Source organism: Nocardioides turkmenicus, assembly GCF_011045035.1.
GTDB lineage: Bacteria > Actinomycetota > Actinomycetes > Propionibacteriales > Nocardioidaceae > Nocardioides > Nocardioides turkmenicus.
Window position 1 is genome coordinate 110,028 of the sequence record NZ_JAALAA010000012.1, and the last position, 15,418, is coordinate 125,445.

General features: G+C 69.1%; 15 protein-coding genes and 1 tRNA gene. 11 read left to right on the forward strand and 5 right to left on the reverse strand.

Annotated elements, in window-relative coordinates; all coding sequences use genetic code 11:
* Positions 1-23 precede the first annotated feature (23 nt).
* Entirely contained in the window at positions 24-932 is a 909-nt protein-coding gene (locus G5C66_RS15415) for a LysR family transcriptional regulator (RefSeq protein ID WP_165111847.1), read from the reverse strand.
* 93 nt (positions 933-1,025) lie between these two features.
* Between G5C66_RS15415 and G5C66_RS15420 the strand changes: the two genes are divergently transcribed.
* Both G5C66_RS15420 and G5C66_RS15425 read left to right on the forward strand, forming a co-directional pair.
* Positions 1,026-2,411 (forward strand): MFS transporter, encoded by a 1,386-nt coding sequence (locus tag G5C66_RS15420; protein ID WP_165111848.1) that lies wholly within the window; start codon positions 1,026-1,028, stop codon positions 2,409-2,411.
* Positions 2,408-3,190 (forward strand): 3-hydroxybutyrate dehydrogenase, encoded by a 783-nt coding sequence (locus G5C66_RS15425; protein WP_338144189.1) that lies wholly within the window; start codon positions 2,408-2,410, stop codon positions 3,188-3,190. The genes G5C66_RS15420 and G5C66_RS15425 overlap by 4 nt, the downstream gene beginning before the upstream one ends.
* Positions 3,191-3,217: 27 nt before the next feature.
* Here the strand turns inward: G5C66_RS15425 and G5C66_RS15430 are convergent, their stop codons facing one another.
* Positions 3,218-4,147, reverse strand: a complete 930-nt coding sequence (locus G5C66_RS15430) for an NAD-dependent epimerase/dehydratase family protein (protein ID WP_165111849.1) — start codon at positions 4,145-4,147, stop codon at positions 3,218-3,220.
* A gap of 126 nt (positions 4,148-4,273) precedes the next feature.
* Here G5C66_RS15430 and G5C66_RS15435 point away from each other — a divergent pair, with 126 nt between their 5' ends.
* On the forward strand, positions 4,274-5,008 hold the full coding sequence (locus G5C66_RS15435; RefSeq protein ID WP_165111850.1) for a TetR/AcrR family transcriptional regulator: 735 nt from the start codon (positions 4,274-4,276) through the stop codon (positions 5,006-5,008).
* Positions 5,009-5,098: 90 nt separating this feature from the next.
* On the opposite strand, the gene G5C66_RS15440 is transcribed toward G5C66_RS15435, so the two are convergent.
* Both G5C66_RS15440 and G5C66_RS15445 read right to left on the reverse strand, forming a co-directional pair.
* Positions 5,099-6,877: an acetyl/propionyl/methylcrotonyl-CoA carboxylase subunit alpha gene (locus tag G5C66_RS15440; protein ID WP_165111851.1), complete on the reverse strand. Its 1,779-nt coding sequence runs from the start codon at positions 6,875-6,877 to the stop codon at positions 5,099-5,101.
* 67 nt (positions 6,878-6,944) lie between these two features.
* Entirely contained in the window at positions 6,945-7,907 is a 963-nt protein-coding gene (locus G5C66_RS15445) for an N-acetylglucosamine kinase (protein ID WP_165111852.1), read from the reverse strand.
* 112 nt (positions 7,908-8,019) lie between these two features.
* Between G5C66_RS15445 and G5C66_RS15450 the strand changes: the two genes are divergently transcribed.
* The 6 genes from G5C66_RS15450 to G5C66_RS15475 all read left to right on the forward strand — a co-directional run bounded on the left by G5C66_RS15450 (position 8,020) and on the right by G5C66_RS15475 (position 14,096).
* On the forward strand, positions 8,020-8,781 hold the full coding sequence (locus tag G5C66_RS15450; protein ID WP_206444153.1) for a sugar isomerase domain-containing protein: 762 nt from the start codon (positions 8,020-8,022) through the stop codon (positions 8,779-8,781).
* A 50-nt stretch (positions 8,782-8,831) separates the two neighbouring features.
* Positions 8,832-10,241 (forward strand): N-acetylglucosamine/diacetylchitobiose ABC transporter substrate-binding protein, encoded by a 1,410-nt coding sequence (ngcE, locus tag G5C66_RS15455; RefSeq protein WP_165111853.1) that lies wholly within the window; start codon positions 8,832-8,834, stop codon positions 10,239-10,241.
* A gap of 28 nt (positions 10,242-10,269) precedes the next feature.
* Entirely contained in the window at positions 10,270-11,292 is a 1,023-nt protein-coding gene (locus G5C66_RS15460) for a carbohydrate ABC transporter permease (RefSeq protein WP_165111854.1), read from the forward strand.
* A complete protein-coding gene (locus G5C66_RS15465; RefSeq protein ID WP_165111855.1) occupies positions 11,289-12,176 on the forward strand; it encodes a carbohydrate ABC transporter permease in 888 nt (295 codons plus the stop codon). Before G5C66_RS15460 ends, G5C66_RS15465 begins: the two co-directional genes overlap by 4 nt.
* Before the next feature lie 55 nt (positions 12,177-12,231).
* Positions 12,232-13,410, forward strand: coding sequence for an acyl-CoA dehydrogenase family protein (locus G5C66_RS15470; RefSeq protein ID WP_165111856.1), 1,179 nt, complete (start codon positions 12,232-12,234; stop codon positions 13,408-13,410).
* A gap of 80 nt (positions 13,411-13,490) precedes the next feature.
* The gene (locus G5C66_RS15475) at positions 13,491-14,096 is read left to right on the forward strand and encodes a GtrA family protein (RefSeq protein WP_165111857.1); all 606 of its coding nucleotides are present in this window, start codon (positions 13,491-13,493) and stop codon (positions 14,094-14,096) included.
* Here the strand turns inward: G5C66_RS15475 and G5C66_RS15480 are convergent.
* Entirely contained in the window at positions 14,053-14,652 is a 600-nt protein-coding gene (locus tag G5C66_RS15480) for a Maf family protein (RefSeq protein ID WP_165111858.1), read from the reverse strand. The genes G5C66_RS15475 and G5C66_RS15480 overlap by 44 nt on opposite strands.
* Positions 14,653-14,754: 102 nt before the next feature.
* Between G5C66_RS15480 and G5C66_RS15485 the strand changes: the two genes are divergently transcribed.
* Both G5C66_RS15485 and G5C66_RS15490 read left to right on the forward strand, forming a co-directional pair.
* Positions 14,755-14,836: transfer RNA gene (locus G5C66_RS15485), tRNA-Leu, on the forward strand.
* Positions 14,837-14,946: 110 nt separating this feature from the next.
* A complete protein-coding gene (locus G5C66_RS15490; RefSeq protein ID WP_165111859.1) occupies positions 14,947-15,342 on the forward strand; it encodes a hypothetical protein in 396 nt (131 codons plus the stop codon).
* Positions 15,343-15,418 lie beyond the last annotated feature (76 nt).

A 15,418-nucleotide genomic window follows, 5' to 3' on the forward strand; every position in this document is an offset into this window, starting at 1 on the left:
ACCAACGAATCCGCGAAGCCGGGTCATCGGCCGAGCAGCGCGGGGCGCTGCTCGGCCATCTGCTGTCGCAGCCCCTCGACGACGGCGGCCACGGCCGGTCGCCGCCACGACTCGGGATGCACGACGGCCCAGTAGGGCAGCCGGTCGTGGATGTCGTCGTCGAGGACTCGGACGAGGTCGGGGTGCCGCTCGGCCATGAAGCACGGAAGCAGTCCGAGCCCCGCGCCGGCGCGGGTCGCTTCGACGTGAACGAACACGTTCGTCGAGGTCAGGGCATCCTTCATGCCCGGCAGGAGGCGTCGGGGGATGTCGAGGTCGTCGACCTGGAGCATCGAGTCGACGAAGTAGACCAGGCGGTGGCGTACGGCCTCCTCGATCGTGGCAGGGGTGCCGTGGCGCTCCAGGTAGGCGGGGGAGGCGTAGAGGCCGAGCTCGTACTCGCCCAGGTGGAGCGCGCGACCACGCATGACAGCAGGCTCGCCGACCACCACCTCGATGTCGACGCCGGAGCGCTGCTGGGCCGCCTGCCGGGTGACGGTGACGATCTCGACCGCGAGCTCGGGATGGTCCTGCCGCAGCGCCGCGACCGCCGGTGAGGCGATGTACGCCGCGAACCCGTCGGTCGTCGACATCCTGACCACACCGGCGACCGGGTCGGCCGGCTCGTCGGCGGCCAGCCGGGCCAGCGACTCGGCGACGCCCTCGGCCGCCCGCGCCGCACGTTCGCCCAGGGCGGTCAGCGCCCACCCGTCGGAGCCGCGCACCAGGACCCGGCCTCCGAGCGCGCGCTCGAGGGCGGAGATGTTGCGGCTCACCGTCGTGTGGGTCAGGCCCAGCGAGCGTGCCGCGGTGGTGAACCGGCCGCTGCGGGCCACCTCCAGCAGCACCAGCAGCTGGTCGGCGGACGGTGGTGTCGGAGACGAGGTGGCCATCGGACAACCTTAGCCGGAATGTGCATTTTCGTTCACGCCGTGTGCCAACATGCGCGTTGCAAGCACAATATGATCGCTGTCACACTCCCAGCCATGTCCTCGACACAGCCGGGCGCCACCGCCCCCACCGACCCTCCCGCCGACGAGCAGACCTTGCTCCGCAGGACCGTGGCCGCCTCCATGGCCGGCACGGTCGTGGAGTGGTACGACTTCTTCCTCTACGCCACCGCCTCGGCGCTGGTCTTCGCCAAAGTGATCATGCCGGCGACCGGCAACGCCTACGATGCGATCATCGCGGCCTTCGTCACCTACGCCATCGGGTTCGTCGCCCGCCCGCTGGGCGGTGTCGTCTTCGGCCACATCGGCGACCGTCTCGGCCGCAAGTACACCCTGCAGCTGACCATCATGCTGATCGGTGTCGCCACCGTGCTGATGGGCTGCCTGCCGACGTACGGCCAGATCGGCATCGCCGCGCCGATCGCACTGGTGCTGCTGCGGTTCGTGCAGGGACTCGCCCTGGGTGGTGAGTGGGGCGGCGCCGTCCTCTTGGTCGCTGAGCACGCCCCTGACGAGCGCCGGGCGACCTGGGCCGCCTGGCCGCAGGCCGCGGTGCCGGTGGGCAACCTGCTGGCCACGCTGGTGCTCACCCTGATGACCATCACACTGTCCGACGCCGCGTTCCTGTCCTGGGGCTGGCGCGTCGCCTTCTGGCTCTCGGCCGTCGTCGTCCTCGTCGGCTACTTCATCCGCCGCTCCGTCACCGACTCGCCGATCTTCGAGGAGGCGAAGGCGGAGCAGACCGACGCCGCCTCGGCCGGCTACGGCGTCTTCGAGGTGCTGCGCCGCTACCCGTTGGGCGTGCTCAAGGGCATGGGCCTGCGGTTCGCGGAGAACATCATGTACTACCTGGTGGTCTCGTTCTCGATCGTCTACCTGGTCGAGGACCAGAAGATGGAGCAGGGCGCGCTGCTCAGCCTGGTCGCGATCGCGCACGCCTGCCACTTCTTCTTCATCCTCGCCGTCGGCCGGCTCGCCGACGGAGTGGGCCGCAAGCCGGTCTACCTCGCCGGTGCGGTGCTCGGCGCCACCTGGGGCTTCTGGGCCTTCCCGATGCTCGACACGAAGAGCAACGTCGCGATCGTCGCCGCGCTGGTCGTCGGCCTGGCCATCCACGCGCTGATGTACTCCACCCAGCCCGCGATCATGGCTGAGATGTTCCCGACCCGGATGCGCTACTCCGGCGTCTCGATCTCCTACCAGGTGACCTCGATCTTCGCCGGTTCGCTCGCGCCGCTGCTGGCCATCGCCTGGCTCAAGGACACCGGCACCTGGACCAACACCGCGATCTACCTCGCCGTGGCTGGGGCTGTCACCGCGCTCGTCGTGCTCACCCTCAAGGAGACCAAGGGCACCTCGCTCCGCGCCCTGGACCGCGCCGACGCCGACCGGATGGCCGAGCGCGAGGTGAGCCCGGCGTGATCTCGGCCGCCTCGGGCTCCGCCGATGTCTCCGGACGTACGCTGCAGGGTCGGCGGGCCCTGGTCACCGGTGGCGCGTCGGGGATCGGCGCGGCGGTGGCCCGCGAGCTCGCCTCCCGGGGCGCGCGGGTCGTCGTCGCCGACCTCGCCGGTGACGCCGCCCACGCCCTCGCCGACGAGATCGGCGGCGAGGCGTGGGTGGTCGACCTGACGGCCACCGAGGTCTTGGACGACCTCTCGCTGGAGGTCGACGTCCTGGTCAACAACGCCGGCATCCAGCGGGTGAGCCCGATCGAGGAGTTCGATCCCGACGACTTCCGCCGGATCCACTCGATCATGCTCGTCGCGCCGTTCTTGCTGGTCAGGGCCGCCCTGCCGCACATGTACGCCAACGGCTGGGGCCGCATCATCAACATCTCCTCCGTGCACGGCCTGGTCGCCTCCCCCTTCAAGAGCGCGTACGTCTCGGCCAAGCACGGCCTGGAGGGCCTCTCGAAGGTCACCGCCCTCGAGGGCGGCCCGCACGGCGTGACGAGTGTCTGCGTCAACCCCGGCTACGTGCGTACGCCGCTGGTGGAGAAGCAGATCGCCGACCAGGCTCGCGTGCACGGGATCGCGGCCACCGAGGTCGTCGAGAAGGTGCTGCTGCAGGACGTGGCGGTCAAGCGACTGGTCGAGCCGGACGAGGTCGGTTCCCTGGTCGGCTGGCTCACCGGCCCGGACGCCTCGATGGTCTCCGGCGCCTCGTGGGCGATGGACGGCGGCTGGAGCGCCCGCTAGCCCCAGCTCCGGTCCGCTCCGGCCTGCTCAGGCCTGCGTACGCCACCAGTCCACCGTCGCCTTGGCCCCGGTCTCGAGCGGGGTCGGGGACAGGCCGAGCAGGGACTCGCTGGCCGAGGAGTCCAGCACGAACGGCTTGTCGAACTGGTAGATCATCTCGGCCAGCTCGCGGGTGCCGGCGTGCACCGTGCCGATCGCCTTCATCGCCCACGTGGGGATGCGGCCGACCTTCGGAGCCGCGACCCCAGCCGCGTCGGCGTAGAGCTGGACGAGCTCGCGCTGGGAGACGGCCGGCGCGGTGGGTGCGTGCAGGAAGGAGTTCCACAGGCTCTCCTCGTCGGCCGCCTTGATCATCGCGGCCCCCAGGTCCGGGACGTACGTCCACGAGTGCGGCGCGTCCGGGTCGCCGAGGACGCGCATGGTGCGCCCGGCCAGGACCGTCGGGACCATCCGCTCGCCCGCGTGGGCGGTACGCACCGCCGGGCCGTAGAAGTCCGAGGCCGCGACGCTGACCGTCGGAGTCGGGGAGGCGTCGCGGGCGCGGAGCAGCTCGACCCGCACCGCCGGCTTGCCGAAGTCGGCGGTGCGCGGCGTCCGCTCGGTGATCGGCCCGGTGACGTGGCCGTAGGCGTAGAGGCTCTCCGGGAAGACGACGACGGCACCGGCCCGCCCGGCGGCCTCGAGCACGACCTTCTCGGCCCGCGGGAGCTCGGCGCGCCAGGTGGCGGCGGCGTAGGCGCTGCCGTGCATGCAGTGGAAGACGGCGCGGGTTCCGGTCGCCGCCTGGGTGACGGTCTCGGGGTCGGTGGCATCGCCGCGCAGGCGCTCGATGCTCGCGTGCACCGGGCCGCTCCCGGAGCGGGTGAGGAGGCGTACGCGGTCGCCGCGGGCGGCGAGCTGCTGAGCGATGGTCGTGCCGACGGGGCCGGCGCCGATGACGAGGTAGGTGCTGTTCATGGCTGTCTCCTTGGTGGGTTCCGAGAGCAGTGCTCTCGGAAAGAGTCTGGCGGAGGTGTGCAGCAAAAGCAAGAGCAGTGCTCACTTTTGTTGACAGCGCTCTCAGGATCGGGACACGATGGCGCCATGACAGCCACCTCACGAGACGGCACCCCACGCGAGCGGGCGCGGGCCCAGACCATGGACGAGATCGTCCGGATCGGCCGCGAGCACCTGGCGGTCCACGGCGCCGCCGCGCTCTCGCTGCGTGCGGTCGCCCGCGACCTCGGCGTGGTCTCCTCGGCGGTCTACCGCTACGTGAAGAGCCGCGACGAGCTGCTGACCCTGCTTCTCGTCTCCGGGTACGACGAGCTCGGCGACGCCGTCGACGCAGCCGTCGTCTCAGCCCCCGAGGACGACCACCGCGCCCAGTTCCTGGCGCTCGGTCGCGCGGTCAGGACCTGGGCGCTCGCCGAGCCGGCGACGTACGCGCTGCTCTTCGGGTCGCCCGTCCCCGGCTACGCCGCCCCGGACGAGCGCACCAGCGTCCCCGGCACCCGCGTCCCGACCGCGATGCTGCGGGTGTGTGCCGGAGCCCTCGCCGCCGGCCGGCTGGCCGTGCCGGAACAGTCGGAGGAGATCTCGCCCGAGCTCGGGGTGGGGCTCCAGGGCATCCGCGACCAGCTCGGCCTCGACCTCCCCGATGCCGTCCTCACCCGCGGCGTACTCGTCTGGACCAGTCTCTTCGGCCGCGTCAGCTTCGAGGTCTTCGGCCAGTTCGGCCCCGACCGCTTCGGCGACCCGGCCGGCCTCTTCGAGCTCCACCTGGCCGTGATGGCGGACGAGCTCGGATTGAGCGCGGCGGATGGTTCACCGAGGTAACTCGGTAGGCGCGCGCTTCATTCATGGAGCTCCACAAAGGAAGCGGCCGTTCACCGAGTTACCTCGGTGAACGGCCGCCGGTTCTGCCAGCTACTTGATCTCGGCGATGACCGCCCCGTTGGCGACGGTCTCGCCCACGGTGGCGTTGAGGCCGGTGATGACGCCGGCCTTGTGGGCCTTGAGTGGCTGCTCCATCTTCATGGCCTCGATGACCACGACGACGTCGCCCTCAGCGACCTCTTGGCCCTCCTCGACGGCGATCTTGACGATGGTGCCCTGCATCGGGGAGGCGACGGAGTCGCCGGAGGCGGCTGCGCCGGCCTTCTTCGCGGAGCGCTTCGGCTTCTTCGCGGCACCGGCGCCACCGCCGACCGCGAGGCCACCGAGCCCGGCGGGCAGGGAGACCGAGAGGCGCTTGCCGCCGACCTCGACGACGACGGTCTGGCGCTCGCCGGCTTCCTCAGCCTCACCGGCAGCGCCGGCGTACGGCTTGATCTGGTTGTCGAAGTCGGTCTCGATCCAGGTCGTGTAGACGTCGAAGGAGCCGTTCTCGGCGGTGTAGGCGGGGTCGTTGACGACGGCCTGGTGGAACGGGATGACGGTCGGCATGCCGTCGACCTTGAACTCGTCGAGCGCGCGGCGCGAGCGCTCCAGGGCCTGGGTGCGGTCGCGGCCGGAGACGATCAGCTTGGCGATCAGCGAGTCGAACGCGCCCGGGATGGTCTCGCCCTTCTCGTAGCCGCCGTCGAGGCGTACGCCGGGGCCGGCGGGCGGCGCCCACTCGGTCAGGGTGCCGGGGGCGGGCATGAAGTTGTTGCCGCCGTCCTCGGCGTTGATCCGGTATTCGATGGAGTGGCCGCGGATCTCGGGGTCGTCGTAGCCCAGCTCCTCACCTGCGGCGATGCGGAACATCTCGCGGACGAGGTCGATGCCGGTGACCTCCTCGGAGACGCAGTGCTCGACCTGGAGGCGGGTGTTGACCTCGAGGAAGGAGATGGTGCCGTCGGCGGCGACGAGGAACTCACAGGTGCCCGCGCCGACGTAGCCGGCCTCACGCAGGATCGCCTTGGAGGACTCGTAGAGGCGCTTGTTCTGCTCGTCGGTCAGGAACGGTGCGGGGGCCTCCTCGACCAGCTTCTGGTGGCGACGCTGCAGCGAGCAGTCGCGGGTGGAGACGACGACCACGTTGCCGTGCTGGTCGGCCAGACACTGGGTCTCGACGTGTCGGGGACGGTCGAGGAACTTCTCGACCAGGCACTCGCCACGGCCGAAGGCGCCGACGGCCTCACGGACGGCCGACTCGTAGAGCTCGGGGATCTCCTCGAGGGTGCGCGCGACCTTCAGACCGCGACCGCCGCCACCGAAGACCGCCTTGATGGCGACCGGCAGGCCGTGCTCCTGGGCGAAGGCGACGATCTCGGAGGCGTCCTTGACCGGGTCCTTGAGGCCCGGAGCCAGCGGGGCGCCGGCCTTGAGCGCGATCTGCTTGGCCTTCGCCTTGTCGCCGAGCGCGTCGATCGCCTCCGGGGAGGGGCCGATCCAGGTCAGGCCGGCGTCGATCACGGCCTTGGCGAAGTCGGCGTTCTCGGCCAGGAAGCCGTAGCCCGGGTGGACCGAGTCCGCACCGGACTGCTTGGCGACATCGAGGATCTTCTCGATGGACAGGTAGGACTCCGCGGGCGTGGCTCCGCCGAGCGAGTAGGACTCATCGGCCAGGCGCACGAAGAGCGCGTCACGGTCGGGGTCCGCGTAGATCGCTACGGAGCCGATTCCGGCGTCCTTGCACGCGCGGATCACTCGAACGGCGATCTCACCGCGGTTGGCGATCAGGACCTTTGTCAGTGGCTTGCTCAACGAGAACTCCTCCATCGTGAATGCAAGGACATGCTAGGGGAGGCCATCAGGCCCTGGCTCCAGCCATCCGTAGTAACGATTGTCACACTCCGGCCAGCTGAGCGAGCGAGGAGGTTACCCGGCGGTACACCGCGTCGTCGACGAGCACGCCCGCATGACGCAGCGCCAGCACGGCCGCTCCGGCCAGCCCGTCGGTGGCGACGACGGCCCCCGGAGCGACCCGGGCGGCGAAGTCCGGCTGCCGGGCCAGGACGCTCCCGGCGGCGACCAGCGGCCCCTCGACATCGGGTGTACGCACCGCCGCCAGCGTCTCCGCCAGCCCGGCTGCCGCTCGGTCGAGGATGCCCGCGGCCACCGCGTCACCGGAGCCCGCCGCGGTGAACACGAGCGCCGCGAAGTCGGCCAGCCGCAGCGGCGGCATCGCATAGAGAGCGGCGGTCGCCGTGACCAGGGTCGTGGTGCGGCCGCTCTGCCGACTGTCGTCCACGGCGATTCCGAGCCGGTCCAGCAGCAGGCCGGTCAGCAACGTCGTCGCCCCGCGACCGTCGAGGGGCGCCAGCCCGGCGCGTACGGCCTCGCGGCCCAGCCAGAAGCCCGAGCCGACGTCGCCGAGCAGCCAGCCCAGCCCGTCCGAGATGCCGGCCAGCCGGCCGTCCTCGACCCGCACCGCCGACGCTCCTGTGCCGGAGAGCAGCACATAGCCGTCCGGGGCCGCCGTCCCCGAGAAGTACGCAGCCAGCACATCGAGATCGAAGACCGGCTCGCTCGCGACCAGCCCGGAGAGGGCGGCCACGATCGCCGCCCGGTGACCGGCGGAGCCGGCACCCGCCACCGCCAGGGCAGCGCCGGCGACCGGACCGGATCTCGCCGTGGTCACGGCCTGGGTGACCGCGTCCCTGATCGCTGCGGTGGCAGCGTCGACACCGGCGGAGGTGGGGTTGCCGCTGCCGGCCTTCCCGATGCCTCGGCAGTGCCCCTCGGAGGAGACCACGACGGCGCGAGTGCTGGTGCCTCCGGCGTCGAGTCCCAAGTAGTAGTCATTCATTGACACCGTTTCGTAACAGAAAACCATTGCCAGGCGTACTCTCTCCAAATAGTTTTCGAGCGCAGGCCTCGGCATACAGTCGCGGCGCGAGTTTGCTAGGTGGGTGGACTAATTGACCAGAGACGTGTTCGGAGCCTTCGACGAGCAGGTTCGCACACGCCTGTCCGCGCTGCAGTCGATTGCCCAGTCCGGTGGTCTCGACGAGGCGGTCGAGGTGATGGTCGCGAGCATCCGCAACGGCGGTGTGCTGCAGGCCTTCGGCACCGGCCACTCGCAGGCGTTCGCGATGGAGATCGCCGGCCGCGCCGGTGGTCTGATCCCCACCCACGCCATCGCGCTGCGCGACACGGTCCTCATGGGCGACCGGCCGGCTAGCGACCTCGGCGGCGGTCTCCTCGAGCGTGACGCCGACATCGCCGACGAGCTCTGGAGCCTCCACGAGTTCCACCCCGAGGACGTCTTCCTGATCGCGTCCAACTCCGGCGTCAACGGCTCGATCGTCGGCATCGCGCTGCGGGCGAAGGAGAAGGGTCACAAGGTGATCGCCGTGACCAGCCTCGAGCACACCAACGCGGTCACCCCCAAGCACCCCAGCGGCAAGCGCCTGGCCGAGGTCGCCGACGTGGTGATCGACAACCTGGCCCCCTTCGGCGACGCCACGGTGCCGGTCGGCGACGACGGCGTGCTCGCCGGCGCCGTCTCCTCGATCACGGCGGCCTACATCGCCCAGCTCCTGACCCTCGGCACCGCCGCCAGGATCCAGGAAGCCGGCGAGACCCCGCCCCTCTATCTCTCCGCCAATATCCCGGGTGGCGATGAGCACAACGATGCACTGAAGGCCCGCTACGGCGAGCGCATCGGAAGCATGGCTTGAACCCCCGTAAGAAGAAGTAAAGAGGAACCCACCCGAAAGAAGGCAGCACGATGTCCCAGCAGCTTCACCGGCTCGACCGCCGGACCCTTCTGCGCGGCACCCTTGCCGGCGCGGCGCTCGTGTCGTTCTCCGGAGCGCTCGCAGCGTGTGGCGCGCCCGGTAGCGACACCGACAACTCCGGCGGTGGCACCAAGTCCGCGTCCAACCCGTTCGGCATGCCCAAGGACGGCACCGTCGACGCGGTGATCTTCGACGGTGGCTACGGCTACGACTACGTCGAGTTCGCCGCCGGCATCGTCGGCAAGGAGTTCGCGGACGCCGACATCAAGGTCAGCGCCACGACCAAGATCGCCACGGAGTTGCAGCCGCGCTTCGTCGGTGGCACGCCCCCGGACCTGATCGACAACTCGGGTGCGGACCTGATCGGCTTCAGCTCGATCGCGGCCCAGCTCGAGGAGCTCGACGACGTCTTCGAGGCCGACAGCTACGAGGGCGTCAAGATCGAGGACACCCTCTACCCGAACGTGAAGGTGCCCGGCACCTACAGCGACCGCTTCGTCGCCATCAACTACGTCATGACCCTCTACGGCGTGTGGTACTCCGCCTCGCTCTTCGAGGAGAACGGCTGGACGCCGCCGAAGACCTGGGACGAGGCGCTCGACCTCGGCGCCAAGGCCAAGGCCAAGAAGAAGTACCTGTGGACCTGGGGCAAGGAGGCGGCGACCTACTACCGCACCCTGGTCATCGACTCCGCGGCCAAGGAGGGCGGCGACGAGGTGCGCCTCGGTCTCGAGAACCTCGAGAAGGGCATCTGGTCCCACAAGGTCATCCAGGACATCCTCGGCAAGCTCGGCGAGATGGTCAGCCAGGACATGTTCATCCCGGGCGGCGCCGGCACCCAGTTCACCGCCGCGCAGGCCAAGTGGTCCAACGACCAGCAGGCGCTGCTCTACCCGAGCGGTGGCTGGATCGAGAACGAGATGAAGGACGCCACCAAGGACGGCTTCGAGATGACCGGCATCCCGGAGTTCGTGCTCAGCGACAGCCCGGCGCTGCCGTACGAGGCCGTTCGTGCCGCGGCCGGTGAGGCGTTCATCGTCCCGAGCAAGGCGAAGAACCCGGCCGGCGGCAAGGAGATCCTCCGCGCCATGCTGTCGAAGGAGGCCGCGACCAACTTCGCCAAGACGAAGCTCGCGCCGACCATCGTCAAGGACACCATCCCCGAGGACGGCTTCGGCTCCGCGGCGCTGAAGTCGCAGAGCGCGATGCTCGACGCCGCCGGTGAGAACACCTTCAACTTCCAGTTCTACGACTACTACGGCACCAACGCCGACGAGCTGGTCGTGTGGAACTCGTTCCTCTCCGGTGACCTGGACGTCAAGGGCCTCACCAAGGCCGTCCAGGGCATCTTCGACAAGGTCGCAGACGACTCGTCGATCGAGAAGCTCAAGATCACCTGATCCGTCCCTCATAGATCGAGAACCACACATGTCTGTATCAGCCGCTGATGCGACATTGGCAGGCGGGCTCCCCGGGGACAACCCCTGGGGAGCCCCGCCGCGCCGCCGTCGCCCCAAGCTCACCCTCGACCGGGCACTGTTCATGGCGGTCTTCCTCGGCCTTCCGGTCGCGGTCTTCGTCATCTTCGTCGTGGTCCCGATCGGGCAGGCCCTCTTCTACTCGCTGACCGACTGGACCGGCTTCTCGCCGGTCATGAACTTCGTCGGCCTGGACAACTACGCCAAGCTGCTCGACGACGAGACCTTCCTCAAGGCGCTGCGCAACAACGTGCTGCTGACGATCGTGGTGCCGCTGGTGACCCTGGTCGCGGCGCTGGCGATCGCGGTGGTCGTGACCACGGCGGGCCCCAGCACCGGTCAGGTCCGCGGTCTGAACGGCTCCGGCTTCTACCGGGTCGTCTCGTTCTTCCCGTACGCCGTCCCGGCCGTCGTCATCGGTCTGCTCTGGGCGCAGGTCTACGACCCGGCCGCCGGTCTGCTCAACGGCATGCTCACCGGCCTCGGCTTCGACGGGTTCAAGGACTACGCCTGGCTCGGCGAGGTGCGGGCGGCGATGCCCGCCTCGATGTTCGTGATGATCTGGGCCAACATCGGCTTCTACACGGTGCTCTTCGTGGCCGCCATCAAGGGCGTCCCCGCGGAGATCTACGAGGCCGCCCGTATCGATGGCGCCGGTCGTTTCCGCACCGCCATCTCGATCACGCTGCCCTCGATCCGTGACAACGTGCAGACGGCCTACATCTACCTGGGCATCCTCACCCTCGATGCCTACGTCTTCATGGCCGCGCTCGCCCCCGGCGGCGGTCCTGCCAACAGCACGCTGACGATGAGCCAGCACCTGATGAACACCGCCTTCAAGAAGAGCCAGTTCGGCTACGCCACCTCGATGGGCGTCGTGCTCGCCCTGGTCACGCTGCTCTTCGCCGCCCTGGTCTTCGCCGTCTTCCACTTCGCTGGTGGGCGGGACAAGAAGGGAGACGTACGCCGATGAGCACCGTCACTCTGGACAAGCCTGTCGCTGCCCACACCGACCGCCAGCGGCGTACGCCCGGCGACGCGCTGGTCGCCGGCACCTCGCACACGATGCTGATCATCTGGTCGGTGATCGTCATCGTGCCGTTCTGCTGGGTGTTGCTCTCCTCGTTCAAGACGTCGAAGGAGATCCTGTCCTCGCCGTTCTCGCTGCCGGCCGAGTGGAGCTTCGAGAACTACACCAGCGCCTGGACCAAGGCGGGCATCGGGACGTACTTCTTCAACACGGTCATCGTCGTCGGCACCGCGCTGGTGCTGGTGATGCTGCTCGGGGCGATGTGCGCCTACGTGCTGGCCAGGTTCGAGTTCTTCGGGCGCAACTTCATCTACTACTCGATGCTCGGCGGGCTGACCTTCCCGGTCTTCCTGGTCATCGTGCCGCTGTTCTTCGTGCTCCAGGGGTTCGGGCTGCTCAACACGCTGCCGGGGCTGATCCTGACGTACGTGGCCTACGCGCTGCCGTTCACCGTCTTCTTCCTCTACGCCTTCTTCAAGACGTTGCCCGACGACGTCTACGAGGCCGCGATGATGGACGGCGCGGGGGAGTGGCGCACGTTCTTCCAGATCATGCTGCCGATGGCGGCGCCCGGCATGGCCGGCGTGGCGATCTTCAACTTCCTCGGGCTGTGGAACCAGTTCCTGCTGCCGGTGGCGCTGAACACCCAGCGGGAGAACTGGGTGCTCACCCAGGGGATGGCGTCGTTCTCGTCGCAGGCCGGCTACAACGTCGACTTCGGCGCGCTCTTCGCCGGCGTGGTGATGACGGTGCTCCCGGTGCTGGTCGTCTACCTGATCTTCCAGCGGCGGATCGCCGGAACGGTCTCTACCGGCACGTTCCGTTGATCTTGTTGTGACGCGGGTCTCGCGCCTCAGGTTAATAAGCGCTAACCTGGGGCGCGTGACCGCTTTTCTCCAGCCCGAGCACGAAGAGCTGCGTGCTGTCGTCCGTGACTTCGCCCAGAAGGAGATCGCGCCCCACGCCTCGCAGTGGGACCGCGACCATCACTTCCCGGTCGATGTGGTGCACAAGATGGGTGAACTGGGCCTGTTCGGCCTGACCGCCCCCGAGGCGTACGGCGGGGGCGACGGTGACCTCGTCGCGCTCTGCGTCGCGATCGAGGAGCTCGGCCGCGTCGACCAGTCGATCGGGATCACGCTCGAGGCCGCCGTCGGCCTCGGCATCAACCCGATCCTCACCTACGGCACCGACGAGCAGAAGGAGCGGTGGCTCCCCGACCTGGTGGCGGGCAAGAAGCTCGCCGGGTTCGGTCTCACCGAGCCGGGTGCCGGCTCCGACGCCGGCGCGACCGCCACGAAGGCCGTCCTGGACGGTGACGAGTGGGTCGTCGACGGTGCCAAGCAGTTCATCACCAACTCCGGCTCCTCGATCACCTCGGTCGTCACCGTCACCGCGCGCACCGGCACGCGGGAGAACGGCAAGCCCGAGATCAGCACCATCATGATCCCCTCGGGCACGCCCGGCTTCACCGCCGAGAAGGGCTACGACAAGCTCGGCTGGCACGCCTCCGACACCCACCCGCTCTCCTTCGACGGTGCCCGGGTCCCCGCCGACCACCTCCTCGGTGAGCGCGGCCGCGGCTACGCCCAGTTCCTCGCCACGCTCGACGACGGCCGTGTCGCGATCGCCGCGCTCGCGGTCGGCTGCATCCAGGCCTGCCTCGACATGGCGCTCGAGTACGCGGGCGAGCGGCAGACCTTCGGTGGCCCGATCGGTCGCAAGCAGGGCGTCGCCTTCCAGATCGCCGACCTCGAGGTCATGCTGCGCGCCTCGCGCCTGATGACGTACGAGGCCGCCGCGATGAAGTCGGGGCTCGACTCCGGCGCGGTGGCGATGAAGGAGTTCAAGCAGGCAGCCTCCGCCGCCAAGCTGTACGCCACCGAGTCGGCCGTGACCGCCACCCGGATCGCCACCCAGATCTTCGGTGGCTACGGGTTCATGGAGGAGTACCCGGTCGCCCGCTTCTACCGCGACGCCAAGATCCTCGAGATCGGCGAAGGCACCTCGGAGGTGCAGCGCATGCTGATCGCCAGGGGTCTCGGTCTTCCGGTCGAATAGGCGTCGATCTTCCGGCGGACTGAACGAAACCCATGAAGTAATCAAGGGCCATATCACCACCGACCATTTACTGTGGCCCCATGGTGTTCGGGGGACAGCTGCTGGGACGGCTGCGTCGCACCCGCCTCTTCGGAGAGGTGGTCCGCTTCATGATGGTAGGCGGGATCGCGACCGCAGTTGCCTTCGTGCTGTTCAACGGACTGGTCCACGGCTTCTTCATGGGCGCCGGTCCGATGAACGGGCAGCCGATCCCGGCCTACATCATCGCCAACACGGTCGGCATGTTGATCAGCTACGAGCTGAGCCGTCGCTGGACCTTCCGTCATCGCGTCTCGGACCACCCCGACGGCGGCTTCACCGCCTACGTCGTCATCAACGCGGTCACCATGCTGCTGCCGGTGGCGTGTCTCTACCTCACCCGCAGCGTGTTCGGCTGGGACAGCGCGATCGCCGACAATCTCTCGGCCAACGTCGTCGGGGTGCTCCTGGGCCAGATCGCCCGGTTCTTCCTGTTCCGGAAGTTCGTCTTCGGCCGGCCGATCCGCTACACGCAGGTCTACGGCAGCGTCGAGGAGGAAGCGGCCGCGCTCGGCGCCATGGAGAGACCCACGCTCGTGGTGGCGCCGGAACGCCCCGAGCGGCTCACCGGTTCCACAGATCAGGCCACGCGTGACCGAGCTGGCTGAGCAGGTCGCGTAGCAGCGGCAGGCTCAGCCCGACCACGTTGTGGTGATCGCCCTCGATCCCGGTGATGAACGCGCCGCCGAGCCCGTCGATCGTGAACGCCCCGGCGACGTGCAGCGGCTCGCCGGTCGCGACGTACGCCTCGATCTCGTCGTCACTCACATCGGCGAAGTGCACCGTGGTGGCAGCCGTCTGCGACACCTTCTCCCCGGTCGCGGTGTCGGTCAGCGCATGCCCGGAGACGAGTACGCCGCTGCGCCCCCGCATCTCCCGCCAGCGCCGCGTCGCCTCCTCCGGGTCGTGCGGCTTCCCCAGCGGCTTCCCGTCCAGCTCGAGGACGCTGTCGCACCCCAGCACGAGAGCACCCTCGGGGACGTCCGGGCGGCTGGCGACCGCATCGCGTTTGAGCTCGGCGAGCCCCAGGGCGAGCTCGGTCGGCCCGAGGCCGTCGAGGACGCTCTCGTCGACACCGGAGACGATCACCACCGGCTCGACGCCTGCGCTGCGCAGCGTCTGCAACCGGGCGGGGGACTGGGAGGCAAGGACCAGCGTGGTCATGGCTCAACCCTAGGGGTAGCGGTCCTTTACCTCGCCAACCGTCCCGACTTGCCCGGCGGCTAACCACGAGCGGCGATCAGTCTCTAGACTGATCGCCGCTCGGCCGAAGTGGCGGAATAGGCAGACGCGCAGGATTTAGGTTCCTGTGTCTTAGGACGTGCGGGTTCAAGTCCCGCCTTCGGCACCCAGAGTCCGGGTTCGACCCGGGGCGGACCAGGGGCGATCCCCATGGACATCGAGCCCCCGACCCTCAAGGATGGAAGCACAACACCCCATCCAGAGAGGGATGAAGTCATGTCGTTCAAGGACAACGCGTCCAACTGGCGCGATGGCGTCCAGAAGGGCGTCGAAGGCGCGAAGCCTGCCGTCGAGGACGCCAAGGTGAAGTCGGCACCTCACCTTGTCACCGGCGGCGAGAAGACCATCGAGAAGGCCACCGAGTTCAAGGCGCAGATCGAGGCCAAGCGGGCCGAGATGGCATCGGCTCCCGACGCCGACTCGCCGCGCACCCAGGCGATCTCCGGCCTGCTCCAGGTCGGCGCCGCCGCCACCGAGGTCGCCGCCCACGCGGGTGAGTGGCTGAAGGAGACCGGTGCCAAGTGGAGTGCCGGCACCGGCCCTGTGGTCGTCGAGCCCCCGAAGGAGATCCCGGGGGACGTACCTCCCCCGCCTCCGCCCAGCGAGAAGTAGGAAGGTCAGCGCTGGAGCGCCCCTCGTCTGGACTGACCAGAGCGAGGGAGCGCAGCGACTGAGCGGCGGGAAGGAA

Coding starts and splice junctions, on each gene's coding strand:
- G5C66_RS15415 (WP_165111847.1), bottom strand. CDS start 932: ATGGCCACCTCGTCTCCGACACCACCGTCCGCCGACCAGCTGCTGGTG.
- G5C66_RS15420 (WP_165111848.1), top strand. CDS start 1,026: ATGTCCTCGACACAGCCGGGCGCCACCGCCCCCACCGACCCTCCCGCC.
- G5C66_RS15430 (WP_165111849.1), bottom strand. CDS start 4,147: ATGAACAGCACCTACCTCGTCATCGGCGCCGGCCCCGTCGGCACGACC.
- G5C66_RS15435 (WP_165111850.1), top strand. CDS start 4,274: ATGACAGCCACCTCACGAGACGGCACCCCACGCGAGCGGGCGCGGGCC.
- G5C66_RS15440 (WP_165111851.1), bottom strand. CDS start 6,877: ATGGAGGAGTTCTCGTTGAGCAAGCCACTGACAAAGGTCCTGATCGCC.
- G5C66_RS15445 (WP_165111852.1), bottom strand. CDS start 7,907: ATGAATGACTACTACTTGGGACTCGACGCCGGAGGCACCAGCACTCGC.
- ngcE (WP_165111853.1), top strand. CDS start 8,832: ATGTCCCAGCAGCTTCACCGGCTCGACCGCCGGACCCTTCTGCGCGGC.
- G5C66_RS15460 (WP_165111854.1), top strand. CDS start 10,270: ATGTCTGTATCAGCCGCTGATGCGACATTGGCAGGCGGGCTCCCCGGG.
- G5C66_RS15465 (WP_165111855.1), top strand. CDS start 11,289: ATGAGCACCGTCACTCTGGACAAGCCTGTCGCTGCCCACACCGACCGC.
- G5C66_RS15475 (WP_165111857.1), top strand. CDS start 13,491: ATGGTGTTCGGGGGACAGCTGCTGGGACGGCTGCGTCGCACCCGCCTC.
- G5C66_RS15480 (WP_165111858.1), bottom strand. CDS start 14,652: ATGACCACGCTGGTCCTTGCCTCCCAGTCCCCCGCCCGGTTGCAGACG.
- G5C66_RS15490 (WP_165111859.1), top strand. CDS start 14,947: ATGTCGTTCAAGGACAACGCGTCCAACTGGCGCGATGGCGTCCAGAAG.